Annotated in this window: 22 protein-coding genes and 1 tRNA gene; 11 read left to right on the top strand and 12 right to left on the bottom strand. The window is 74.1% G+C overall.

Translation table 11 applies throughout. The features are described 5' to 3' along the window. Positions 1-6: 6 nt before the first annotated feature. The 4 genes from BMZ50_RS08895 to BMZ50_RS08880 all read right to left on the bottom strand — a co-directional run bounded on the left by BMZ50_RS08895 (position 7) and on the right by BMZ50_RS08880 (position 5,217). Positions 7-747 carry a VOC family protein gene (locus BMZ50_RS08895; RefSeq protein WP_091323285.1) on the bottom strand — a complete coding sequence of 247 codons (741 nt, stop codon included), beginning with the start codon at positions 745-747 and terminating at the stop codon, positions 7-9. 77 nt (positions 748-824) lie between these two features. After that, the gene (gene leuA / locus BMZ50_RS08890; protein WP_245753485.1) at positions 825-2,570 is read right to left on the bottom strand and encodes a 2-isopropylmalate synthase; all 1,746 of its coding nucleotides are present in this window, start codon (positions 2,568-2,570) and stop codon (positions 825-827) included. A gap of 162 nt (positions 2,571-2,732) precedes the next feature. Continuing rightward, the gene (locus BMZ50_RS08885; RefSeq protein ID WP_143087127.1) at positions 2,733-3,383 is read right to left on the bottom strand and encodes a helix-turn-helix domain-containing protein; all 651 of its coding nucleotides are present in this window, start codon (positions 3,381-3,383) and stop codon (positions 2,733-2,735) included. A 241-nt stretch (positions 3,384-3,624) separates the two neighbouring features. Next, positions 3,625-5,217 (bottom strand): phospholipase D family protein, encoded by a 1,593-nt coding sequence (locus BMZ50_RS08880; protein WP_091323280.1) that lies wholly within the window; start codon positions 5,215-5,217, stop codon positions 3,625-3,627. 73 nt (positions 5,218-5,290) lie between these two features. Here BMZ50_RS08880 and BMZ50_RS08875 point away from each other — a divergent pair, with 73 nt between their 5' ends. The 3 genes from BMZ50_RS08875 (at position 5,291) to BMZ50_RS08865 (ending at position 9,087) form a co-directional block, all read left to right on the top strand. Then, complete coding sequence (locus tag BMZ50_RS08875) at positions 5,291-6,559, top strand: aspartate kinase (protein ID WP_091323278.1); 1,269 nt, start codon at positions 5,291-5,293, stop codon at positions 6,557-6,559. Further along, complete coding sequence (locus BMZ50_RS08870; protein ID WP_091323276.1) at positions 6,556-7,608, top strand: aspartate-semialdehyde dehydrogenase; 1,053 nt, start codon at positions 6,556-6,558, stop codon at positions 7,606-7,608. The genes BMZ50_RS08875 and BMZ50_RS08870 overlap by 4 nt, the downstream gene beginning before the upstream one ends. A gap of 198 nt (positions 7,609-7,806) precedes the next feature. Next, complete coding sequence (locus BMZ50_RS08865) at positions 7,807-9,087, top strand: glycosyltransferase 87 family protein (RefSeq protein WP_177212714.1); 1,281 nt, start codon at positions 7,807-7,809, stop codon at positions 9,085-9,087. On the opposite strand, the gene BMZ50_RS08860 is transcribed toward BMZ50_RS08865, so the two are convergent. The 3 genes from BMZ50_RS08860 to BMZ50_RS08850 form a co-directional block, all read right to left on the bottom strand. Further along, positions 9,064-10,911: a S9 family peptidase gene (locus BMZ50_RS08860; RefSeq protein ID WP_091323272.1), complete on the bottom strand. Its 1,848-nt coding sequence runs from the start codon at positions 10,909-10,911 to the stop codon at positions 9,064-9,066. The two genes, BMZ50_RS08865 and BMZ50_RS08860, sit on opposite strands and share 24 nt — an antisense overlap. Positions 10,912-10,996: 85 nt before the next feature. Next, a tRNA-Pro gene (locus BMZ50_RS08855) sits at positions 10,997-11,073 on the bottom strand. 31 nt (positions 11,074-11,104) lie between these two features. After that, positions 11,105-12,013, bottom strand: coding sequence for a metallophosphoesterase (locus BMZ50_RS08850; protein WP_091323271.1), 909 nt, complete (start codon positions 12,011-12,013; stop codon positions 11,105-11,107). A gap of 53 nt (positions 12,014-12,066) precedes the next feature. Between BMZ50_RS08850 and BMZ50_RS08845 the strand changes: the two genes are divergently transcribed. After that, positions 12,067-12,519, top strand: a complete 453-nt coding sequence (locus BMZ50_RS08845; protein WP_091323269.1) for a GatB/YqeY domain-containing protein — start codon at positions 12,067-12,069, stop codon at positions 12,517-12,519. Positions 12,520-12,534: 15 nt separating this feature from the next. Here the strand turns inward: BMZ50_RS08845 and BMZ50_RS08840 are convergent, their stop codons facing one another. From BMZ50_RS08840 to bagA, 3 genes are read right to left on the bottom strand one after another with little or no spacing between them, the layout of a single operon-like run. Next, positions 12,535-14,847 carry a penicillin-binding protein gene (locus BMZ50_RS08840; protein ID WP_091323268.1) on the bottom strand — a complete coding sequence of 771 codons (2,313 nt, stop codon included), beginning with the start codon at positions 14,845-14,847 and terminating at the stop codon, positions 12,535-12,537. 41 nt (positions 14,848-14,888) lie between these two features. Further along, positions 14,889-16,148 (bottom strand): ATPase BagB, encoded by a 1,260-nt coding sequence (bagB, locus tag BMZ50_RS08835; RefSeq protein WP_245753484.1) that lies wholly within the window; start codon positions 16,146-16,148, stop codon positions 14,889-14,891. Continuing rightward, entirely contained in the window at positions 16,145-17,137 is a 993-nt protein-coding gene (gene bagA / locus BMZ50_RS08830; RefSeq protein WP_091323266.1) for an ATPase BagA, read from the bottom strand. Before bagA ends, bagB begins: the two co-directional genes overlap by 4 nt. A gap of 126 nt (positions 17,138-17,263) precedes the next feature. Here bagA and sp36 point away from each other — a divergent pair, with 126 nt between their 5' ends. Genes sp36 through BMZ50_RS08815 form a run of 3 tightly spaced genes read left to right on the top strand, consistent with a single transcriptional unit; the run spans position 17,264 to position 18,710 of the window. Further along, the gene (gene sp36, locus BMZ50_RS24140; protein WP_091323264.1) at positions 17,264-17,437 is read left to right on the top strand and encodes a Sp36 family protein; all 174 of its coding nucleotides are present in this window, start codon (positions 17,264-17,266) and stop codon (positions 17,435-17,437) included. A gap of 8 nt (positions 17,438-17,445) precedes the next feature. Next, the gene (locus tag BMZ50_RS08820) at positions 17,446-17,922 is read left to right on the top strand and encodes a RidA family protein (RefSeq protein ID WP_091323261.1); all 477 of its coding nucleotides are present in this window, start codon (positions 17,446-17,448) and stop codon (positions 17,920-17,922) included. After that, a complete protein-coding gene (locus BMZ50_RS08815) occupies positions 17,919-18,710 on the top strand; it encodes an NUDIX hydrolase (protein ID WP_091323260.1) in 792 nt (263 codons plus the stop codon). Before BMZ50_RS08820 ends, BMZ50_RS08815 begins: the two co-directional genes overlap by 4 nt. A gap of 93 nt (positions 18,711-18,803) precedes the next feature. On the opposite strand, the gene BMZ50_RS08810 is transcribed toward BMZ50_RS08815, so the two are convergent. Beyond that, complete coding sequence (locus tag BMZ50_RS08810; protein ID WP_091323258.1) at positions 18,804-19,478, bottom strand: Crp/Fnr family transcriptional regulator; 675 nt, start codon at positions 19,476-19,478, stop codon at positions 18,804-18,806. Between the two features lie 173 nt (positions 19,479-19,651). Then, positions 19,652-19,891 (bottom strand): hypothetical protein, encoded by a 240-nt coding sequence (locus tag BMZ50_RS08805; RefSeq protein WP_091323255.1) that lies wholly within the window; start codon positions 19,889-19,891, stop codon positions 19,652-19,654. Between the two features lie 161 nt (positions 19,892-20,052). Here BMZ50_RS08805 and nth point away from each other — a divergent pair, with 161 nt between their 5' ends. From nth to BMZ50_RS08785, 4 genes are read left to right on the top strand one after another with little or no spacing between them, the layout of a single operon-like run. Continuing rightward, the gene (gene nth / locus BMZ50_RS08800) at positions 20,053-20,862 is read left to right on the top strand and encodes an endonuclease III (RefSeq protein WP_245753483.1); all 810 of its coding nucleotides are present in this window, start codon (positions 20,053-20,055) and stop codon (positions 20,860-20,862) included. Continuing rightward, positions 20,859-21,437, top strand: a complete 579-nt coding sequence (locus BMZ50_RS08795) for a TlpA family protein disulfide reductase (protein WP_091323252.1) — start codon at positions 20,859-20,861, stop codon at positions 21,435-21,437. The genes nth and BMZ50_RS08795 overlap by 4 nt, the downstream gene beginning before the upstream one ends. Beyond that, entirely contained in the window at positions 21,434-22,192 is a 759-nt protein-coding gene (locus BMZ50_RS08790; protein WP_091323250.1) for an NUDIX hydrolase, read from the top strand. The genes BMZ50_RS08795 and BMZ50_RS08790 overlap by 4 nt, the downstream gene beginning before the upstream one ends. Beyond that, positions 22,189-22,650, top strand: a complete 462-nt coding sequence (locus tag BMZ50_RS08785; RefSeq protein WP_091323248.1) for a cupredoxin domain-containing protein — start codon at positions 22,189-22,191, stop codon at positions 22,648-22,650. Before BMZ50_RS08790 ends, BMZ50_RS08785 begins: the two co-directional genes overlap by 4 nt. Positions 22,651-22,652: the final 2 nt, after the last annotated feature.

The following is a 22,652-nucleotide window of genomic DNA, read 5'->3' as shown; positions in this document are numbered from 1 at the left end:
GCGCGCTCAGCCCGACTGGCCGAGCCAGAACGGCAGGCCCTGGTCGTCGCGGCAGTACGCGGACAACCCGTAGGGCCGGCGCTCGACCTCGCCGGCCTGCCCGCCGGCGGTCCGCACCGCGGCGACCGCGACCTCGATGTCGTCGACGGCGTACGTCGGCGCCGTGCCCAGGTCGTGGGTCTGAGCGCCGTGCACGCCCACCATCGGCGTCTGCCCCTGGGCCTCCCAGCCGTCGGGGACCTGTCCGGGGGCCATCGACCACCCGAGGACCGCCTCGTAGAAGTCGCGGGCACGGGCGCCGTCGGGCACGCGGAGGGTCAGGTACAGCGCGTCGCCCGACCGGAGGGGTGGCCGCGGTACCGCCGGGGACGCGGGGGGTGTCTGCAGCATCCAGCGGTGACCGAACGGGTCGACTACCACGCCGGTGCGGCCGTAGGGGGCGTCGGCGGGCGGGCGCTCGACGGTCGCGCCGTACGAGGCGGCCCGGGCGACGGCGCCGTCGACGTCCGCGACGGTCAGGTGCAGGGAGAAGGTCCGACGCCCGGATTCCGGGCCGACCAGCCCGAACTCGGGGTACTCCTCGGCGAGGAAGAGCGGGGCCCCGGAGAGATCGAGCTCGGCGTGCCCGATGCGGTCGTCGTCCGTGACGTAGGGCTCGCCGACGAGCCGTGCGCCCAGGGCGTCGGTGTACCAGGTGATGGCTGCCCGCCCGTCGCGGACGGCGATGGAGGGGATCAGCTGGCTCATGGCCGGGCCTCCGTCGGTCTCGGGCCGTCCCCGTCCTCCGCGGCGCCGGGTCCTCGAGGCCCGGCGCCGAACCTCTCCTAGCGCTGGGCCCGGTTGACCGCCGAGACCACCGCACGCAGCGACGCGGTGACGATGTTGGGGTCGATGCCGACGCCCCACAGCACGCGATCGCCGACAGCGCACTCGACGTAGGCGGCGGCCCGCGCATCCCCGCCGGCCGACATGGCGTGCTCGGCGTAGTCCAGGACGCGGACGTCGACGTCCAGGCTCTTCAGGGCGTCGACGAAGGCGGCGATGGGGCCGTTGCCGCGACCCTCGACGGTCACCGGGACGCCGTTGTCGACCAGCTCGACGGCCATCTCGTCCAGCTGCTCGCCGTGCGCCCGGTGCCGGTGCCCGGCCAGCGCGAACCGGCCCCAGGGCGCGTCGGGGTCGGGCAGGTACTCGTTGGAGAACGCCGCCCACATCTGCTGGGCGGTCACCTCGCCACCCTCGTCGTCGGTGTGCCGCTGGACGACCGCGCTGAACTCGATCTGCAGCCGGCGGGGCAGGTCCAGGTGGTTCTCGGTCTTCATGATGTAGGCGACGCCGCCCTTGCCGGACTGGCTGTTCACCCGGATCACGGCCTCGTAGCTGCGGCCGACGTCCTTGGGGTCGATCGGCAGGTAGGGCACCGCCCAGGGCATCTCCTCGACCGGCGTGCCGGCGGCCTCGGCATCGGCGGCCAGGGCCTTGAAGCCCTTGTTGATCGCGTCCTGGTGCGAGCCGGAGAAGGCGGTGTAGACCAGGTCGCCGCCGTAGGGATGCCGCTCGTGCACGCCGAGCTGGTTGCAGTACTCGACGGTGCGGCGGATCTCGTCGATGTCGGAGAAGTCGATCTGCGGGTCGATGCCCTGGCTGAACAGGTTCAGCCCCAGGGTGACCAGGTCGACGTTGCCGGTGCGCTCGCCGTTGCCGAACAGGCAGCCCTCGATGCGGTCGGCTCCGGCGCGGTAGCCCAGCTCCGCGGCGGCGACCGCGGTGCCGCGGTCGTTGTGCGGGTGCAGGCTGAGCACGATCGCGTCGCGGCGGCCCAGGTTCCGGTGCATCCACTCGATCTGGTCGGCGTAGACCGTCGGCTCGGCCATCTCCACCGTGGCCGGCAGGTTGATGATGGTCGGCCGGTCGGGGGTGGGCTCCCAGACGTCGGTGACGGCGTTGCAGACCTCGACGGCGAAGTCGAGCTCGGTGCCGGTGAAGGACTCGGGGGAGTACTCGAAGAGGATCTCCGTGCCGGTCATCTGCTCGGCCAGCTTGCGGACCACCTGCGCGCCGTGGACGGCGATGTCCACGATGCCGGCCCGGTCGGAGTCGAACACCACCCGCCGCTGCAGCGTGGACGTCGAGTTGTACAGGTGGACGATCGCCTGCTTCGCCCCGCGCAGCGACTCGAAGGTGCGCTCGATCAGCTCGTCGCGGGCCTGGGTCAGCACCTGGATGGTGACGTCGTCGGGTACCAGGTCGTCCTCGATCAGCTGGCGGACGAAGTCGTAGTCGGTCTGGCTGGCGGCCGGGAAGCCGACCTCGATCTCCTTGTAGCCCATCCGGACCAGCAGCTCGAACATGCGCCGCTTGCGGTCGGGGGTCATGGGGTCGATCAGCGCCTGGTTGCCGTCGCGCAGGTCGACGGCGCACCAGCGGGGGGCCCGCGTCGTGACGACGTCGGGCCAGGTGCGGTCGGGCAGCGCGATCGGGGTGAAGGGCGCGTAGCGGTGGACCGGCATCCGCGAGGGCTGCTGGGAATTGCGGACGTGCGGGTGGTCTGCGCTCATGTTCCTGCTCATGGGGTTCGCTCCTCTGGCGCGGGCTGGACTCAGCTCCGGATGGGGCGGTCAGCAGGCGCCGGGGACGCGCGGACTCCGCGGCGAGGGGGCCGACCTAGGAGAGGGCCTCGCCGCGGCCGGTAAGCAGGAGGCTGCCGCGCACGACCCCACGGTAGCAGCGGATCACGCGAGGTCGCAGCCACACGGGCACTCCTCGACGTGCACGGGCCTTCCGGAGCGGTCGTCGAGCTCGTCGCATGCCGGTGGGCAGGAGCAGTCGAAACGCAGGTCGATGCCGCTGAACGCGCCGGCGAGGAAGCGCCGCCGCCGTTCGTCGGACGCGGCGCGCCGACGCTTCTCCCGGCGTGCCGCGGCGCGCTGCGCGGGCGAGTCGCCGGCGCGGGGGAGCTGGTGGTCCTCCGACGTGCCCCGCGTGCGGCGGACCGCGTCCCGGCGCCCCCGGTCGCGGTCGAAGGTGTACCAGGGCCGGTCGCGGCTGTAGCGGTGCTCGTCGTGCCACCAGCCCTCGTCGCCGTACCTGGGGTCCAGGTGTGCGGGGAACAGCCGGCCGGCGCCGTCCCTGACCGCGTCACCGTCCATCCCCGGCACCTCGGCGCCTTGCTCGTCGAGCAGCGCGAGCCGCAGACCCGCCAGCGCGGCTGCGTGTGCCAGCACACGGACGGGCAGGTCCCGAGTGCCCGCCTCCGCCGCCGCCACCGCGGACTTCGACACCCCGACGCGGAGGGCAAGCTCCCGCTGCGAAAGGTCAGCCAGACGTCGGATCCGGCGCAGCATGCCGACGGGGACGTCGCCGGTGGCGCTCGAATCGGACATGCTGCGAGCCTCCACCGGGACCGACCACCGCCTGGGCCGCCAGGTTCATCTGTGGAAGCTCGTGCTCTGCCCACAGCCGTGGGCAGAGCACAAGCCTGCGCACAGCGCGCCTCTTCGTGCTCTGCCCACCAGGGTGGGCAGAGCACGAGGTTTCTGGAAGTAGGGGGGCGGGGTCCGGGCTCCCGGCTCGCGGCAACGGAGGCGGCCGGTCACCAGGCCGTCGCGTCACCAGGTCGTCGCGTCACCAGGTCCTGGACAGGCGCATCCGCAGGGGGCGGCCGTCGGGGTCGTCCGCGAGGCGGTAGACCGGGGTGGCCCACATCCGGGTGGGCAGGGACAGCCGCTCGGCGCGGTGCGCGCGCAGCCGGCCGGGCGGGCGGGGGCCGCGGCAGCCGCCGGCGTACCAGGCGTCCAGTGCCGCCGCGCTGCTCTCCAGCGCGGCCACGAACGTGTCGGGGTCGAGCAGGCCGGCGTCCTCGCTGCCGTCGGGCGCCCGGTCGAGGTGCTCCCGGGCCAACTGCAGGCGCAGGTCGCGGGCGAAGACCCGGGCGCCGTCGCCGGTGCCGGCCGGGTCGCGTGGCTCGCGGTCGTCGCGGGCGGTGTCCAGCACGGCGGAGGAGAGCTCGCTGTCGTGGGTCCAGGACCGCCGGTTGAAGTTGTCGCTGCCCACGCTCGCCCAGACGTCGTCGACGACGCACACCTTGGCGTGCACGTAGACCGGGGTCCCCGCGTGGTTCTCCACGTCGAAGACGTGCACCCGGTCGCGGCCGGCGCGCCGGCAGGTCTCCAGCGCCTGCCACCGGCCGACGTACTGCGATCGCCGGGCGACCGCGCCGTCCTGGTCGGGCACGCGGGGCACGACGACCACCAGATGCAGCCGCGGGTTGTCGCGCAGCGCCCCGGCGAACAGCCGGGCGACGTCGGCCGACCACATGTACTGGTCCTCGAGGTACACCAGCCGGCGGGCCTGCCGGATCGCCTTCGAGTACCCGCGGGCCACCGACCGCTCGCCGGCCGGCGCGAAGTCGTAGCGCGGCCGGATCGCCGGGTAGGTGCGCAGGCTCTGCACGACCATCGCCCCGCACTCCGGGGGCGGCGGCAGCTGGGGAGGCAGGGGATCGGCCTCCATCCGTGCGTGGTGCAGCTTGTCGCGGACCCAGGCGATCGGGTGGTCCACGTCCGGGCTGGTCGGGTCCTCCCAGCGTTCCCGGAACACCGTGTCGAGGACGCCGACGGCCGGACCGCGGATCTCCAGCTGCACGTCGTGCCACGGCGGCCTCGGGCCGTACGCCGCCGCCATCGGCAGCGGCTGCGGATCGCCGGCGTGGGTGGCGTCGTCCCGGCGGCCGTGGCACAGGTCGATGCCGCCGACGAAGGCGACGTCCCGGGTCGGGTCCTGATCGTGCCGCAGGACGACGAACTTTTGGTGGTGCGAGCCGAAGCGGCGCACCCGCTGGTCGAGGATCACCTCGCCGCCGCCGTGCTCGATCTCGGCGTCGAGTGCGCGGTTGGCCTCCTTGCTGAACGACAGCCGGTCCATGTGCGAGCGCCACACCAGCCCGCGGACGCAGACCCCGCGGCGCACCGCGTCGGTGAACAGCTGCGCGACGGTGGGCCCGCCCGGCCGCAGCAGCTCGTCCGGGTCACCCCGCCAGTCGGTGAAGAACAGGTGGTCGCCCTCGTCGAGCCCCTCCACCTCCTCCACCAGCCGGTCGAAGTAGGCGGCGCCGTGCACGAGCGGCACGGCGAGGTTGCCCGCGGTCCAGGCCGGCAACCTCGCGGCCGGGTTCCCGCGCTCCGCGGCCGTCAGCAGCCACCGCTCCGGATCGTCCATCCGGTGATCACATCGCCCCGCCCGGGGGGACGCAACCACGGTGCGCTGATCGCGCTCGGTAGCCTGTTGAGCCGTGGCACTCGTCGTCCAGAAGTACGGCGGCTCCTCGGTCGCCTCCGCCGCGCACATCAAGCGCGTGGCCGAGCGCATCGTGGCGGCCAGGAAGGACGGCAACGACGTCGTCGTCGTGGTCTCCGCGATGGGGGACAGCACCGACGAGTTGCTCGACCTGGCCGGCCAGATCACCGACGACCCGCCCGGTCGCGAGCTCGACATGCTGCTCACCGCGGGCGAGCGGATCTCGATGGCGCTGCTGGCCATCGCGATCAACACCCACGGCTACGAGGCGCGGTCGTTCACCGGGTCGCAGGCCGGCGTGCTCACCACGTCGAGCCACGGCAAGGCCCGGATCATCGACGTCACCCCCGGCCGGCTGCGCGACGCCCTCGACGAGGGCTCGATCGTCATCGTGGCCGGCTTCCAGGGCGTCAGCCAGGACACCAAGGACATCACCACGCTCGGCCGCGGCGGCTCCGACACCACCGCCGTCGCCGTCGCCGCGGCGCTGAACGCCGACGTCTGCGAGATCTACACCGACGTGGACGGCGTCTTCACCGCCGACCCGCGGATCGTCCCCAACGCCAAGCGGCTGGAGACGGTCACCTACGAGGAGATGCTCGAGCTGGCCGCCTCCGGGGCGAAGGTGCTCATGCTCCGCTGCGTCGAGTACGCCCGGCGCTACGGCATCCCGGTGCACGTCCGCAGCTCCTACTCACAGCTCCCCGGCACGATCGTGACCGGCTCGATGGAGGACCCCAGCGTGGAACAGGCGATCATCACGGGTGTCGCGCACGACCGCAGCGAAGGCAAGATCACCGTCTACGGCGTGCCCGACCGGCCCGGTGAGGCGGCCCAGATCTTCCGCGTGCTCGCCGACGCCGAGATCAACATCGACATGATCGTGCAGAACGTGTCGGCCGAGGCCAGCAAGCTCGCCGACATCTCCTTCACCCTGCCCAAGAGCGACGGCCCGGCGGCGCTGGCCGCGCTGGAGAAGGTCCAGCACACCGTCGGCTACACCGACATCCGCTTCGACCAGCACATCGGCAAGGTGTCCCTGGTCGGCGCCGGCATGCGGTCGCACCCGGGGGTCTCGGCCCGCTTCTTCGGGGCGCTGGCCGACGCCGGGGTCAACCTGGAGCTGATCAGCACCTCGGAGATCCGCATCTCCGTGGTGTGCCGCGACACCGACCTGGACGTCGCCGTCCGCGCGGTGCACGACGCCTTCGACCTCGGCACCGACGAGGCGCAGGCCGTGGTGTACGGAGGGACCGGACGATGAGCATCTTCTCCCGCGACGGGCTGCGGGTCGGCGTCGTCGGCGCCACCGGCCAGGTCGGCGGCGTCATGCGGCAGATCCTCGCCGAGCGGAACTTCCCGATCAGCGAGCTGCGCTTCTTCGCCTCGGCCCGCTCCGCCGGCAGCACCCTGCCCTGGGGCGACGGCGAGATCACCGTCGAGGACGCCGCCACCGCCGACCCCGCCGGGCTGGACGTCGCGCTGTTCTCCGCCGGTGCCACCACCTCGCGGGCCCAGGCCCCGCGGTTCGCCGAGGCCGGCGTCACCGTCATCGACAACAGCTCCGCCTGGCGCCGCGACCCCGACGTCCCGCTGATCGTCGCCGAGGTCAACCCGCGCGCCCTGACCGAGATGCGCAAGGGCATCATCGCCAACCCCAACTGCACGACCATGGCGGCGATGCCGGTGCTGGCGCCGCTGCACGCCGAGGCGCAGCTGACCCGCATCGTGGCCAGCACCTACCAGGCGGTCTCCGGCAGCGGGCTGGCCGGCGTCGAGGAGCTCGACACGCAGGTCAAGGCCGTCGTCGAGAAGGCCGCCGAGCTGACCCACGACGGTGCCGCGGTGGCCTTCCCCGAGCCGGTGAAGTACGTGCGCCCCATCGCGTTCAACGTGCTGCCGATGGCCGGGTCGCTGGTCGACGACGGGACCTTCGAGACCGACGAGGAGCAGAAGCTCCGCAACGAGAGCCGCAAGATCCTCGGCATCCCGGACCTGCGGGTCTCGGGGACCTGCGTGCGGGTGCCGGTCTTCAGCGGGCACTCGCTGTCGCTCAACGTCGAGTTCGCCCGGCCGCTGTCGGTCGAGCGCGCCACCGAGCTGCTGGCGACCGCGCCCGGGGTGGAGTTGTCCACCGTCCCCACCCCGTTGCAGGCGGCCGGGCAGGACCCGAGCTACGTCGGGCGCATCCGGCAGGACCCCGGGGTGGACGACGGCCGCGGGCTCGCGCTGTTCGTCAGCAACGACAACCTGCGCAAGGGCGCCGCGCTCAACACCGTCCAGATCGCCGAGCTGATCGCCGCCGCCCGGTGAGCGGCGTGGGACGTCGCCGGCGCATCGCCTCGGGTCCCTGATCGCGAGCTGACCGCAGGGCCCGCGGAGGTCCCCGGCCGGCCGTGGTGCAGCTACGCTGGGCCGCTCACCCGGTCCGACCCGTCGGCGGAGCAGGGGGCGTCGATGCCGCCGTCTCGTACCGAGGGGCCGACGCCGTCCCGGCCCCTCGCCCGGGTCGTGAGCCGCACGACCCTCCGGCTCGCCGTGGTGGCCGCCGCGGCGGCCAGCACCTGCCTCACCCTCGTGGTGGCGGAGAAGCTGCTGGTCCACGGGTTCTTCGACCTGAGGGTCTACCGCGGCGCAGTCATGTGGTGGCTGCACGGCAGGTCGCTGTACTCGTTCCACACCGGGCGCGGTGAGTACGGGTTCACCTATCCGCCGTTCGCCGCCGCGTTCATGGTGCCCCTGGCGTGGGTCACGTTCCGGACGGCGGTGGTCCTGACGACGCTCGCCTCCGCCGTCGCCGTCGTCGCCATCACGTGGCGGCTCGTCGCGCCCGCGGCCCGGCGCCACGGGTGGACGCCGTGGTTCGCGGTGGCCCTCGCGGTACCCGTGGTCCTCGCCATGGACCCGATCCGGATCACGTTCGGCTACGGCCAGGTGAACATGCTCATCTTCGCCATGGTTCTGCTGGATGTCGTCGCCCTGCGGCGCGGCTGGGCCTGGGGCGGGGCCGCGATCGGCCTGGCGACCGCGATCAAGCTGACGCCCGGTCTGTTCATCGTGTTCCTGGTCCTCATCGGGCGGCGTCGGGCGGCGGCGGTCGCGACGGGGACGTTCCTGGGCGCGACGCTGCTCGGGCTCGTCGTCGACGGAGCGGCGTCCTGGCAGTACTGGACGCATGCCCTGTGGGACACCTCGCGGGTCGGCCAGCTCGACAAGCCGGCCAACCAGTCCCTCCTGGGGATGCTGGCGCACGTCGCCGACCCCGGGCAGCCCGACCGCCGCGTGTGGGCGGTGCTGGCCGGCGCCGCACTCGTCGTCGGGATGTGGCGGGCGGTGCGGGCCTACCGGTGCGGGGACGACCTGGTCGCCGTCACCCTCGTCGGGCTGACCGCCTGCCTGGTCAGCCCGATCTCGTGGACGCACCACCTCTACTGGGTCGTCCCGGCCGTCGTCGTGCTGCTGGACGTCGCGGCCGGGACGCCGCTGCACGGGCCCTCGTCCGAGTGGTGGAGGCGCCGCGCGCGCGTGGTGGCCGCCGGAGCCGGGGTGCTGGCGCTCGTCGTTGCCGTCCTGTTCATCCTCGACATGCCCGGGGAGTTCCTGCCCCCTGCCGGGGCCGCACCGGGCCGGGCGCCGGCCGAGATCCTGGGGAGCGCCTACACGTTCATCGTGCTGGCGCTCGTGGCCCTGCTGCCGGCGCGCCGGACCGTTGCGGTCGAAGGAGGCGACGAGGCGGTGGACGAGCCGCTCGGGCTCGAGAGGCCCGGCTCAGCCGGGCGGCACCCGGCGTAGCGCGAAGGAGAGGGCGGACTCGACCTGGCGGATGGTCTCCTCGATGACCAGGGAGCCGTGCCCGGCGTCGAAGCGGTACACCTCGTGCGGCTTGCCGCGCCGCTCCAGCTCCCCGAGGTAGTTGTCGATCTGCCGGATCGGGCAGCGCGGGTCGTTGGCGCCGGCCACCACCAGCACCGGCGCGGCGACCGCGTCGACGTAGGTGATCGGCGAGGAGCGGACGTACACGTCGTGCACCTCCTCCGGTGACCCGCCGAACAGCGCCCGGTCGTAGGCCCGCAGGCCCTCCATCTCGTCCTCGTAGGCGGCCAGGTAGTCCGCGACCGGCACCTCGGCGATGCCGGCCGCCCAGCGCTCGGCCTGCGTGCCCAGGGCGAGCAGGGTGAGGAACCCGCCCCACGAGCCACCGGAGATCAGCGCCCGGGCCGGGTCCACGACCCCCTCGGCGACCAGCGCGTCGTAGACCGCGCCGATGTCCTCCAGTTCGGTGAGCCCCGGCCGGCCGGTCAGCGCGTCGCGCCAGGTGCTGCCGTAGCCGGTGGAGCCGCGGTAGTTGACGTGCACGACCGCGTACCCGGCATCCACGTAGGCGGCGCGGCGGGCGCGGTAGGAGTCGTCGTCGGCCGCCTCCGGGCCGCCATGGACCAGGAACGCCGTCGCATGGGGCCCCGGACCCTCCGGGCGCACCAGCAGCGCGTGCACGTCCCCGCCCGGGCCGGGCACCCAGCGGTCCTCCACCGGGTAGGCCGCCGGCGGCTCGGCGCCCGGGGCGGCGAGCACGACCGGTCCGTCGGCGCGGCGGATCACCGGCGGCCGCTCGGCGTTCGACCAGGCCAGCTCGACCGTGCCGTCGGGCCGGGCGGTGGCCCCCCGGACGACGCCCCGCGGCGTGTCCAGCTTCTCCAGGGCCCCGCTGGCCAGGTCGTAGCGGTAGAGCTCGCTGCGCGCGGCGTGGTCGTGGCCGACCAGCAGCGCCGAGCCGTCGGGGTACCAGCCGGCGGTCACGTCCCCGGGCAGGTCGAGGACGATCTCGGTCTCGGTGTCCGTGCCGATGTCCCACACGAGCAGCTCCTCGCGGCCGCGGCGCTCGTGCCCCACCAGCAGCCGCCGGTCGCCGGGCAGCGGGGCGAACTCCAGCGCGTGCAGGCCGCGACCCTCGCCGTCCCACTTCTCGGCCACCACGGAGTCGTCCGCGGTTCGCAGCACCCGCAGCGCCGGGTAGCGGGGGTCGCCGTGCTCGGAGTGCGAGATGACCAGCAGGTCGTCGTCGTGGCTCAGCGCGTCGACCGACGCGGGGTCTGCGTGCCGGTAGACCACCCGGGGCGTGCGGCCGGAGGGGGCCAGCCACAGCTCCGAGCCGTCGTCGGTGGAGCGGCCCAGCGCCACCACGGACCGGCCGATCTCCAGGCCGGCCGGATAGGCCGGCCCCACCTCGGGGACCGCGACGGTGTCCGGGCCGCCGCTGAACGGCTGGGTCATCCAGACGCCGAACTCGTCCCCGTCGGTGTCGGCGAACCACCAGATCGTCTCGCCGTCGGGGCTGAGCGTGCCGATGAGCGTCCCGTTCGGCCGGTCGGTGACCTGCCGGTGGGTGTCGGTGGACCGGTCCCAGGCGTACTGCTCGACGACACCGCTGACGTCGGAGGAGTACAGGTTCCGCTGCGGGGCGTCCAGCGCCCAGTCGGGCAGGCTGACCCGGGGCGCACGGAACCGGGCCTGCCACCGGGCGGTGATCTCGGGCGGGAGCGCGGTGGCGTCCGGGCTCGGCGCCTCCGGGGTGATGGCGCCGGAGTCGGGGAAACCGGGGGAGGGCTCAGCACTCACCGGCCCATCTTCCCCGCCTGCGCCGGCCGTGCCACCGCGGCCCCGGAAACGACTCAGGGGCCGCCTTCCGGCGGCCCCTGAGTGCTGGTCGGGGTGACAGGATTTGAACCTGCGGCCTCGTCGTCCCGAACGACGCGCGCTACCAAGCTGCGCCACACCCCGAGGTGCGGGACGAGTCTAACCGACGACCCGCTCAGCTCGGACGGGCGGTCAGGGTGAGGAGCGTCGCTTCCGGCGGGCAGGCGAACCGGACGGGCGCGTAGGGGCTCGTGCCCAGCCCGGCGGAGATGTGCAGCCAGGTGCCGGCCGGCCGCTGCGGGGCCGGGGCGGCCCACCGGTGCAGCCAGCGGACCCGTTCGCGGTCGATGCCGCAGTTGGTCACCAGGGCGCCGTAGAAGGGCACCCGCAGCTGCCCGCCGTGGGTGTGCCCGCACAGCAGCAGGTCGTAGCCGTCGGCGGTGAAGCGGTCCAGGATCCGCGGCTCGGGGGAGTGCACCAGCCCGATCCGCAGGTCGGCGCCGGCATCGGCCGGGCCGGCCACGCGGTCGTAGCGGTCCAGCTTCAGGTGCGGGTCGTCGACGCCGGCGAAGGACAACCGCCGTCCGCCGACGACGAGGTCGCCGCGCGCGTTGGTGAGGTTCAGCCAGCCGCGCCGGGTCATGCCGTCGCGCAGGTCCCGCCAGGGCAGCGGGTCGCCGTGGACCCGCCGGTGGTCGCGCTTGAAGTACTTCAGCGGGTTCTTCGGCCGCGGCGCGTAGTAGTCGTTGCTGGCCAGCACGAACACGCCGGGCAGGTCCAGCAGCGGCTCCAGCGCGCGCAGCGTCCCCGGCACGGCGTCCATCCCGGCCAGGTTGTCCCCGGTGTTCACCACCAGGTCGGGCTCGAGGGCGGCCAGGCCGGCCACCCACTCCTGCTTGGACCGCTGGGCGGCGGTCATGTGCAGGTCGGACAGGTGCAGGACCTTCAGCGGCGCCGAGCCGGGCGGGAGCACCGGGACGTCGAAGCGGCGCAGCGTCCAGCGGTTGCGCTCGTAGAGGGAGGCGTAGGCGATCCCGGCGGTCGCCGAGGCGACGGCGAGGGGGAGAGCGAGGGTCGCGCGCACGAGGACCGAGGGTACGGGCGCCGGCCGGGAGCCCGCCGTGCCAGGCTGAACGGGTGTCCGACCTCAAGGAACAGCTGCGCGCCGACCTGACCACCGCGATGAAGTCCCGCGACGAGCTGCGCACCGCCACCCTGCGGATGGTGCTGGCCGCGGTGAGCGCCGAGGAGGTGGCCGGCAAGGAGGCCCGTGAGCTCAGCGACGACGAGGTGCAGACGGTGCTGCGCCGGGAGGCCAAGAAGCGCCGGGAGGCCGCGGACGCCTTCACCGCGGCCGGCCGCGTCGAGCAGGCCGACCGGGAGCGCGCCGAGGGCGACGTGGTCGCCGCCTACCTGCCCGCCCAGCTGGAGGACACCGACCTGGCCGCCCTCGTCGCCGGCGTCATCACGCGCACCGGGGCCGGCGGCATGCAGGACATGGGCCGGGTCATGGGTGCGGTGCAGGCCGAGGTGGCCGGCCGGGCCGAGGGGGGCCGGGTCGCCGCGGAGGTCCGCCGCCAGCTGGGCTGAGCCGCGGCCCCGACGTCAGTCCCTGTCCCCGTCCCCGTTGCCGCGACCGCCGTTGCCCCCGTCGCCGCCGTCCCCGGGCGGCCCGCCCGGGGCGGGGCCCGGCGCCGGGGCCGCCGGGACGTAGCGGGCGCCGTTGCTCACCAGGATGGTGACCACCTGCTCGGGCACGGCGCGGGCGCCGGCGCCCGGGTCGGTGCCGACGACGGCGCCCGGGGGCTGGTCGCTGTCGACCGTGGCGGTGGTGGAGCGGAGACCGGCGGCCTGCAGCGCCGCCGAGCACTCGTCCACCGAGGAGCAGGCCGGCACCGGGCGGGTGTTGCCGTTCTGGGTGACCGGGTCGGCGGGCGGGAACGGCACGCCCGGCTGGCCGCCGAGGATCGGCGCCATCGCGTCGTGCCAGATCGTGGCGCCCTTGCCGCCGCCGAAGCCGCCGACGTTCTGGTTCTCCTTGGGGTTGAGCACCATCACGCTGGCCGCGTACTGCGGGGTGTAGCCGACGAAGGCGACCGAGAAGTTGCTCTGCGAGGTCCCGGTCTTGCCGGCGATCTCGTGGCCGGGCACGTAGGCCCGCGAGCCGGTCTGGCCGGGGTGGCCGGGCTCGACGTCCTTGCGCAGCATCTGGTTCAGCGTGGTGGCCACGCCCGGCGGGATCGCCGCCTCGGTGCAGGTCTTCCCCGTCACCACCGGCTTGCCGTCCTCGCCGGTCAGCGGCTGCCCCGTGGCGTCGAGGACGGCGGTGACCGGGGTGGGGTCGCACTGGGTGCCGTTGGCCGCCAGCGTGGAGTAGGCGCTGGCCAGGTCCAGCGGGCTGGTGGCCTCGGCGCCGAGGGTGAAGGAGCCGCGGTTCTCCGCGATGATCTGGTCCGCCGGCGTGGCCTTGAAGTTCATCCCCATCCGCTCGGCCATCCGCACCGGGCCCTCGACGCTGCCGAGGGCGTCCTCCAGCGCCAGGAAGTAGGTGTTGGAGGACATGTAGAGCGCCCGCTCCATGTCGAGCGTGGCGGGGTAGTTGCCGGCGTTGCCCACCGAGTACGGCCGGCCGCCGTTCTTGTAGACCCGCGACACATAGGGGTCGCCGGTGGTGATCGTGTAGTACTGCGAGTACCCGCGCTCCAGAGCCGCCGCCGCGGTGAAGACCTTGTAGGTCGACCCCGAGCCCTGGCTGTAGGCGGTGTTGAGGACGACGGACTCGCAGTGCGCCTCCGAGCAGCCGTACTGCCGGTTCACGCTCATCGCCAGCACGTGGCCCGTACCCGGCTCCACCGCCGTGTACATGCCCGCCAGCCGGTCTCCCATGGGCAGGGTGTTGAGCACCGCCTGGTCGCCGGCCGCCTGCATGTCCGGCCGCAGCGTGGTCTGGATGGTCAGCCCGCCGGTGTCCAGCGTCTCCTCGCTGAGGCCGAGGGTCTGCACCAGGTACTGGTGCACGTAGGCGCAGAAGAAGCCGCCGATCGAGGCGTCGATGCAGCCGTTGGGTGGCGCGACGCCCGGGGCGACCTGGACCGGGGTGGCGGAGATCTCGGTGAACTCCTGCTCGGAGATGTGCTCCAGGTCGAGCATCCGCTGCAGCACCTGGTTGCGCCGGACCTGCGCGTTCTCCGGGTTGGTGATCGGATCGTCGTTGGCCGGGCTCTGCACCAGGCCGGCCAGCATGGCGGCCTGGGCGAGGGTCAGGTCGGCGGCGTTCACGCTGAAGTAGCGCTGCGCGGCGGCCTGGATGCCGTAGGCGCCCTGGCCGAAGTAGACCATGTTCAGGTAGCGGGTCAGGATCTCGTCCTTGGAGTACTTCTCCTCCAGGGCGAGCGCGAGCTGGGCCTCGCGCAGCTTGCGGCCCAGGCTCTCCTCGGTGGCCGCCTGCCGCTCCTCGGGGGTGTCGGCGGTCTGCAGCAGCGTCTGCTTCACCAGCTGCTGGGTCAGCGTCGAGCCGCCCTCGCGCACCGTGCCGGCGGCCACGTTGGTGACCAGGGCGCGGATCGTGCCCTGCACGTCCAGGCCGTTGTGCTCGTAGAAGCGGGTGTCCTCGATGTCGACGAGCGCCTGCTTCATCACCTCGGCGATCTGGTCCGCGGCGACCGGCGTGCGGTTGTCCTTGTAGAAGTGGGTGATCAGCGTCCCGTCGGCCGCGAGCACACGGGTGTTGCCGGCGGGCGCCTCGTCGGTGAGCTCGACCGGCAGGGCGTCCAGCAGTGACGCGGAGTTGCGGGCGACGACGCCGGTCCCGCCCACGAAGGGCAGCAGCAGACCGGCGACGAGCGCCCCGGCGAGGACGATCGTGGCGGCCAGCTGGGCGATGACCCGGGCGCGGGCGGAGGCGGCGGGAGTCGACATCGCGAGCCAATGTACGTCCCGGCGCACTCCTGACGTCGCGGTCAGCGATGGCGCGCGGGAAGGATCCGGGTCCGGGGCACCCCCGTCGGCGTGTCGGCGTCCGGCCCGGTCAGCGCGTCGGCCATGACCCGCAGCCCCTCGAGGTCGTGCACGTCGCCGGCGGCGGCGGGCACCGTCCGGACGGGGACCTCCGGGTGGGCGCTGGTGAAGCGGTCGGCCAACCGCTGCTCGCGGGCCGCCGCCGACATCCGCTCGGCGTGCAACCGCAGCGCCCCGGCGGCGAGCTCGGCCCCCTCCCCGCCGGCCTCGAGCACCTCCTCGGCCGCGCCCGCGGCCCGGGTCGCGCTCAGCGCGATGCTGGCCGGCGGGTGGGTGCGGTTGAGCACGAGCCCGGCCAGCGGCATGCCCTCGGTGGAGAGCCGGTCGACGAAGTAGGAGGCCTCGCGCAGGGCGTCGGATTCCGGCGTCGCGACGACGACGAACCAGGTGCCCGGGCGGCGCAGCAGCTCGTAGGTGGCCGTGGCGCGCTCCCGGAAGCCGCCGAACATCGTGTCCAGCGCGGAGACGAACGAGGAGATGTCGCGCAGCAGCTGCCCGCCGAGGATCTTGCTGATGATCCGGCTGAACACGAGGAAGCCGGCGCCCACCAGCCGCATGCCGGCCCGCCCGCCGGCCCGGGCCGGGGCGGTGAGCAGCCGGATCATCGTGCCGTCGAGGAAGCGGCTCATCCGGTTGGGGGCGTCCAGGAAGTCCAGCGCCGACCGGGACGGCGGGGTGTCGACGACGATGAGGTCCCACTGCTCGCTGGCCCGCAGCTGGCCCAGCTTCTCCATCGCCATGTACTCCTGCGTGCCCGCGAAGGAGGACGACAGCGCCTGGTAGAAGGGGTTGGCGAGGATCTGCTCGGCCCGCTCGGGCGGGGCGTGCGCACAGACGACGTCGTCGAACGTGCGCTTCATGTCCAGCATCATCGCGTGCAGCTCGCCCTTGGCCCCGGGGACGTCGATCCGCCGCGGCTCGTTGTCCAGCTCCGCCAGGCCCAGCGACTGGGCCAGCCGGCGGGCCGGGTCGATGGTGAGGACGACGACCGTCCGGCCGGCCTCGGCGGCGGCCAGGGCCAGCGCGGCCGAGGTCGTCGTCTTCCCCACGCCGCCGGCGCCGCAGCAGACGACGATGCGGGTCTGCCGGTCGGCGATCAGCTCGGACAGGTCGAGGGGGAGGGCCTCGGGCATCGGGTGCGGTGCGGGGCGGGGGTGCCGGTGGTGCTCCGCCGTCGTCGCCTCGTCGGGGGCCGTGCTCATGCCGCCGCCTCGGTCCGGAAGTGGTCCTCGAGCCGGCCGGCCAGCTCGAACAGCGCGCCGACATCGATCGGCCCGGGCAGCAGCGGCAGCTCGACGACCGGCCGGCCGAGGCCGTCGACCTCGGCGCGCAGCTCGTCCTGGGCCGCCCAGCGCTGCGCGTGCTCGACCGCCTCGGCGGCCAGCGCGGTGGCCAGCTCGGCGCCGTCGTGCACGTGCGCCGCGGCGAGCGCGGGCGCGAGCTCCGCGCCGCTGAGCCGGCCGGCGGCGACCCGGTCGAGCTCCTCCTCGGGCAGCAGCGGCTCGGTGGCCATGTTGACGACGACCGAGCCGACCGGCAGGCCGGCCGCGGTCAGCTCGGCGAGGGCGTCGGCGGTCTCCTGCACCGGCATGTCCTCCAGCAGGGTCACCACGTGCACCGCGGTCTGCGGCGACTTCAGCACCGCCATCACCCCGTCGCTCTGGGTCTTGATCGGTCCGGAGCGGGTCAGCCCGGCCATCTCGCCGGTGACGCCGAGGAAGCGGGTGATCCGGCCGGTCGGCGGGGCGTCGACGACCACGGCGTCGTAGACCCGCTCTCCGTCGCGCCGGCGGGTCACCGCCTCCTTGATCTTGCCGGTGAGCAGCACGTCGCGCAGGCCCGGCGCGATGGTGGTGGCGAAGTCGATCGCGCCCATCTTGCGCAGCGCCCGCCCGGCCCGCTTGAGGTTGTAGAACATCTCGAGGTACTCGAGCAGGGCCAGCTCGATGTCGATGGCCAGCGCCTTGACCTCGCCGCCGCCGCGGGTCACCGCCACCCGCCGCTCCTCGTAGGGCAGCGGCGGGGTGTCGAACAGCTGCGCGATGCCCTGCCGCCCCTCGGTCTCGACGAGGAGCACCTGGCGGCCGTCGGCGGCCAGGGCCAGGGCGAGGGCGGCGGCGACCGTCGTCTTGCCGGTGCCGCCCTTCCCGGTCACGACGTGACAGCGCACGGGGAAGGCCTCGGGTTCCACGCAGATCAGCCTAGAAGTCGAAGGACCCGCCTGCCCCCCACGGTTCGCACGCTCACGGCGGGACCCGGCAGAAGGGCCGAGGCGGGGCCCGGGACGGGGCCGCGGGCCTGCGCTAGCGTCGCGCCCATGAGCGAACCGGCCCGCGTCAAGTGGGAGTACGCGACCATCCCGCTGCTGATCCACAACACCAAGGCGATCCTCGACTCCTGGGGCGTCGACGGGTGGGAGCTGGTCACCGTGCTCCCCGGCCCGGGCGGCCCCGAGCAGCCGGTCGCCTACCTCAAGCGACCGGTGGGCTGAGGCCGGCGATGACTGCTCCGCAGACCCAGGGCTGGCACGCCCGGCTGGCCGAGCTGGGCATCCGGCTGCCCCCGGTGGCCGCGCCGGTGGCCTCCTACGTGCCGGCCGTGCGCAGCGGCCAGCTGGTGTTCACCTCCGGCCAGCTGCCGTTCGTCGACGGCGGGCTGCGCCGCACCGGCAAGGTGGGGGGCTCGGTGGACCCCGAGGACGCCGCGCACGACGCCAAGGTCTGCGTGCTCAACGCCCTGGCCGCCGTGGACGAGCTGGTGGGGCTGGACTCGGTGGTCCGGGTGGTCCGGGTGGTCGGCTACGTGGCCAGCGCCGAGGGGTTCACCGGCCAGCCGCGGGTGGTCAACGGGGCCAGTGAGCTGCTCGGGCGCATCTTCGGTGAGGCCGGGCAGCACGCCCGCAGCGCCGTCGGTGTCGCGGAGCTCCCGCTGGGCGCCCCGGTCGAGGTCGAGCTCACCGTCGAGCTGAGGGCATGACCGAACTCCGCCAGGCGTCGACGGTCCTGCTGCTGCGCGACGGCACCCCCGGGCTGGAGGTCTACCTGCTGCGGCGGACCCGCGGCATGCCCTTCGCCGGGGGCATGACCGCCTACCCGGGCGGCGGCGTGGACCTCCGCGACGGCGACGTCGAGACCGCCTGGGTGGGCCCGCCGCCGGCGCAGTGGGCCGCGGTGTTCGGCTGCGACGAGCGGGTGGCCCGCGAGCTGGTGTGCGCCGCGGTCCGGGAGACCTTCGAGGAGGCCGGCGTGCTGCTGGCCGGCCCGCCCGACGGGGCCACCGTCGTCCCGGACGTCTCCGGCGAGGACTGGGAGGCGCAGCGGCAGGCGCTGCTGAGCCGGGAGCTGTCGCTGGCCGAGCTGCTGGCCGACCGCGGGCTGGCGCTGCGCGCGGACCTGCTGCGCCCGTTCGCGCACTGGGTCACCCCGCCGGAGGAGACGCGCCGCTACGACACCAAGTTCTTCGTCGCGGCGCTGCCGGTGGGCCAGGAGGCCCGGCACGTCTCCGGTGAGGCGGACGAGGCCGGCTGGGTGACGCCGGCCGGCGCGCTGGCCCAGCTCCACGACGGCAGCCGGCCGATGCTGCCGCCGACGATCCACACGCTGGGTCAGCTGGTCCCGTTCCCCGACGTGGCCGCGGCGCTCGCGGGCTCGCCGCCGGAGCCGCTGAGCCCGATCAGCCCGACGTTCGAGGACGAGCCCGACGGCCGCTGGGCGGTGCTGCCCGATGGCACCCGCATCCGCCTGGTGGTGCCGCTCCCGGCGTGACCCGCCGGCACGTCACTCCCGACAGCGGCGGCGGAAGAGCGAGAGGCCCCAGAACCCGGCGGGTTCTGGGGCCTCTCGGCGTTCTGCGACGTCTCAGCGGGCGCGGCGGCGCAGCCGGTCCTCGTCGAGGACGACGACCGACTTGCCCTGCAGCTGGATCCAGCCGCGGTGCACGAAGTCGGCCAGCGCCTTGTTCACCGTCTCCCGGGAGGCGCCGACCAGCTGGGCCAGCTCCTCCTGGGTCAGGTCGTGCTTGACCCGCAGGCCGTCGCCGTCGCGGCTGCCGAAGCGGTCGGCCATCTGCAGCAGCGCCTTGGCCACCCGGCCGGGGACGTCGGTGAAGATCAGGTCCGCGACCGAGTCGTTGGTGCGCCGCAGGCGGCGGGCCAGGACCCGCAGCAGCTGCTCGCCGATCTCCGGGTGCGCCTCGATCCACGGCCGGATCACCGTCTGCGGCATCCGGGCCAGCTTGACGTCGGTGACGGCGGTGGCCGTCGCCGTGCGCGGCCCCGGGTCGAAGACCGACAGCTCACCGAACTGGTCGGAGGGGCCCATGACGGCGAGCACGTTCTCGCGGCCGTCGGGCGACCGGCGGGAGAGCTTGATCTTTCCGGAGAGGACGATGTACAGGCTGTCGCCCGGCTCGCCCTCGTTGAACACGACGCGGCCGCGCGGCAGCGTGATGGTCTCGAGACGACTGAGGACCGGTTCCACCGCCTCTTCCGACTGCCCCTGGAAGAGCCCGGACTGGGCCAGTACCTCGTCCACTGCTAAGTGTCCTCTCGCACGACTACCTGGGATCACCGGCCTCCGGCCGGCCCCGGTCAGCGACCGCTACCGGCGGCGCCGTCCGGAGAGAGTCTAGGGGGCTGTGCCCACCGTCACCCGATCGGTGGGGACGCGAGTGCCCCATCGGGGTGAGGCCGGCCCGCTCGCGGGGCTCAGACCAGCGGCGGGGCGGCGGGGCGGGTCCGCGCCCGCCGGCGGCGCCGCCACCGGGACATCGCCCGGCGGATGCCCGAGGTGGTCAGCGTGTCCACCTCGCCGGGCGTCGCCGTGGTGAGGAACTCGGCCACCTCGCGCGAGCCGGTGGGGCGGCGCAGCGGCTCCTCCACCCGCTCCATGACCAGGAGGAAGGCGATGAGCAGGGGCGGGAACAGGATGACGATGAGGGCGACCACCGGCTCTCACTCCGTCCGTCGTCGGGGGGCGGGCCGACTTCGGCCGGAACCCGCGTGCACGTCCTGTGTACCCCGTGAGGCCGCCGGTGATCCTCCGCCGGGGGCCGACCGATGATGCTACGGGGCCGGGAACGTCAGCTGATCCGCCTACCCTCGACCGCGTGTCCACGCCGGCCTACGCACGCCCCGTCCCGCCGCGCGCCGCCCCCGCCCGCCGAGCCGCCGCCGGCGGCGGCGGGGAGGGTGGGGCCCGACCGTTCGACCCGGAGGAGACACCGCTGGCGCGCACCCGCCGGGCCCGGCGGATGGCCCGCGAGCTGGCGCTCATCCACCCCGACGCGCACTGCGAGCTGGACTTCACCAGCGCCTTCGAGCTGCTGGTGGCCACCGTCCTCTCCGCGCAGACCACCGACAAGACGGTCAACAAGGTCACCCCGACGCTGTTCGCGAAGTTCCCCGACGCCGCGGCCCTCGCCGGCGCCGACCGGGCCGAGCTGGAGCAGATCCTCACGCCCACCGGCTTCTTCCGGGCCAAGGCCAACTCGCTGCTCGGTCTCGCCCGGGCGCTGGTCGAGCGCTTCGACGGCGAGGTGCCGCGGCGCATGGCCGACCTGGTCACCCTTCCCGGCGTCGGGCGCAAGACGGCCAACGTGGTGCTGGGCAACGCCTTCGGCGTTCCCGGGCTCACCGTCGACACCCACTTCGGCCGGCTGGTCCGGCGGTTCGGCTGGACGGCGGAGGAGGACCCGGTCAAGGTCGAGGCCGAGATCGCCGAGCTGATCCCCAAGAAGGAGTGGACCGACTTCAGCCACCGGGTGATCTTCCACGGGCGGCGGGTCTGCCATGCCAGGAAGCCCGCCTGCGGCGGGTGCGGTCTGGCCCGCTGGTGCCCGTCCTACGGCATCGGCCCGACGGACCCGGAGGTCGCCCTGAAGCTGGTGAAGACCCCGGCCGCCTCCGACACCGAATGAGCGCCCGCGGCAGAGCGGCGGCCGGTGGGCTGCTGCTGGGGCTGGCGCTGACCGGCTGCTCGGCGGGCGGCACGGACGAGCAGCCGACGCCCACCCCGACGGTGGAGAACACCACCGCGGCCTGCCCCGAGCAGCCCGAGGAGCGGGCCTCCGGCGGCGAGGTGCTGGCCGCCGTCACCGTCGACTGCCTCGGCGGTGGGCAGCTGGATCTCGGCCGGGCGCCGGGGGTGCCGACCGTGGTCAACCTGTGGGCCAGCTGGTGCGCGCCCTGCCGGGAGGAGCTGCCGGTGATCCAGCAGCTGGCCGACGCGGCCGGCGACCGGCTGCGCGTCGTCGGCCTGGTCAGCCAGGACACGGCGAGCAACGGGACGGCTTTCGCCGCCGAGGCCGGGATCACCATGCCGACCGGCGTCGACGCGGAGGGGGACCTGGCCACCGAGCAGGGGCTGCGCGGGCTGCCCTACACCTACTTCCTGCGGGCCGACGGGTCGATCGCCCACCTGCAGCTGCGGCCGGTCACCTCGCTCGAGGAGCTCGAGGGCCTGGTTGCCGAGCATCTGGGGGTTGCGCTGTGATTCCGCGCGAGGACGACGACCTGCCCGACTACCTCCGCACGCTGCTGGACTCGGCCGCGGACCTGCCGCTGCGGCACCGCGCGCTCCGGCCGAGCGCCACCGCCCGCCGCTCGGCGGTGCTCATCCTCTTCGGAGAGGGCCCGCGGGGCGCCGACGTGCTGCTCATCGAGAAGGCCGCGCACCTGCGCACCCACGCCGGCCAGCCGGCGTTCCCCGGGGGCGGCGCCGATCCCGGGGACGAGTACCCGGTGGGCACCGCCCTGCGCGAGGCCGAGGAGGAGGCCGGGATCGACCCGGATGGCGTGCGGGTGCTGGCCACCCTGCCGGAGCTGTTCCTGGGGCCGTCGGACAACCGGGTCGTCCCGGTCGTGGCGTGGTGGGACGACCCGCGCGAGGTGACCGTCGGCGACCCGCGCGAGGTGGCCCGGGTGGCCCGCGTCCCGCTGGCCGACCTCGTCGACCCGGCCAACCGGTTCCGCGCCCGGCACCCCTCGGGCTTCGTCGCCCCGGCGTTCGGGGTGGCCGGCATGGTCGTCTGGGGCTTCACGGCGGCCCTGCTCGACGCGATCCTCGACGCCGCGGGGCTGGCCCGGCCGTGGGACGCGCGCGACGTGCGCGACCTGCCGGCCGTGGGGGTGCGCCGGCCCCAGCTGCCCGCCACCTTCGACCCCGCCGAGGAGGAGGACGCCGCCGCGCCGACCGTCGCCGACCCCGCGCCCGACGGGCCTCCGGCGCGTACCGTTCCCCCGCGATGAACGGTCGCGGGCGACGGCAGCGGCGCGGCGCCGCGGTGCTGGCCGGGGCGGTGCTGCTGACCGGCGTCCTGGCCGGCTGCGGGGGCGGCGACGAGCCCTCCGGTCCGGCCCCCACGACGTCGGCCGGACCGGCGCCCGGCACGGTCACCACCGCCCCCGACGGTGTCCAGGAGGTCACCCTGCAGACGCAGGACGACTACGTGTTCACGCCCAGCACCTTCACCGTGGCTCCGGGCACCGTGCGCCTGACCGTGGCCAACATCGCCGAGCAGCTGACCCACAACTTCCGGTTCCGGCCGGACGCCGGCCCCCAGCCGATCGCGGCGGAGATCCCGCTGCTGGCGCCCGGGGAGAGTCGCACGATCGAGTTCGAGGTGACCGAGCCGGGCGAGTACCCCTTCGACTGCACGTTCCACATCCAGCTCGGCCAGTCCGGCACGATGACCGTGAGCGGCTGACC

Origin of the sequence: Geodermatophilus ruber (assembly GCF_900114385.1) — a bacterium.
Taxonomy (GTDB): Bacteria; Actinomycetota; Actinomycetes; order Mycobacteriales; family Geodermatophilaceae; genus Geodermatophilus; species Geodermatophilus ruber.
This window is presented reverse-complemented; position numbering and strand designations above follow the sequence as displayed.

Coding starts and splice junctions, on each gene's coding strand:
- BMZ50_RS08895 (WP_091323285.1), bottom strand. CDS start 747: ATGAGCCAGCTGATCCCCTCCATCGCCGTCCGCGACGGGCGGGCAGCC.
- leuA (WP_245753485.1), bottom strand. CDS start 2,570: ATGAGCAGGAACATGAGCGCAGACCACCCGCACGTCCGCAATTCCCAG.
- BMZ50_RS08885 (WP_143087127.1), bottom strand. CDS start 3,383: ATGTCCGATTCGAGCGCCACCGGCGACGTCCCCGTCGGCATGCTGCGC.
- BMZ50_RS08880 (WP_091323280.1), bottom strand. CDS start 5,217: ATGGACGATCCGGAGCGGTGGCTGCTGACGGCCGCGGAGCGCGGGAAC.
- BMZ50_RS08870 (WP_091323276.1), top strand. CDS start 6,556: ATGAGCATCTTCTCCCGCGACGGGCTGCGGGTCGGCGTCGTCGGCGCC.
- BMZ50_RS08840 (WP_091323268.1), bottom strand. CDS start 14,847: ATGTCGACTCCCGCCGCCTCCGCCCGCGCCCGGGTCATCGCCCAGCTG.
- bagB (WP_245753484.1), bottom strand. CDS start 16,148: ATGAGCACGGCCCCCGACGAGGCGACGACGGCGGAGCACCACCGGCAC.
- sp36 (WP_091323264.1), top strand. CDS start 17,264: ATGAGCGAACCGGCCCGCGTCAAGTGGGAGTACGCGACCATCCCGCTG.
- BMZ50_RS08820 (WP_091323261.1), top strand. CDS start 17,446: ATGACTGCTCCGCAGACCCAGGGCTGGCACGCCCGGCTGGCCGAGCTG.
- BMZ50_RS08815 (WP_091323260.1), top strand. CDS start 17,919: ATGACCGAACTCCGCCAGGCGTCGACGGTCCTGCTGCTGCGCGACGGC.
- BMZ50_RS08795 (WP_091323252.1), top strand. CDS start 20,859: ATGAGCGCCCGCGGCAGAGCGGCGGCCGGTGGGCTGCTGCTGGGGCTG.
- BMZ50_RS08785 (WP_091323248.1), top strand. CDS start 22,189: ATGAACGGTCGCGGGCGACGGCAGCGGCGCGGCGCCGCGGTGCTGGCC.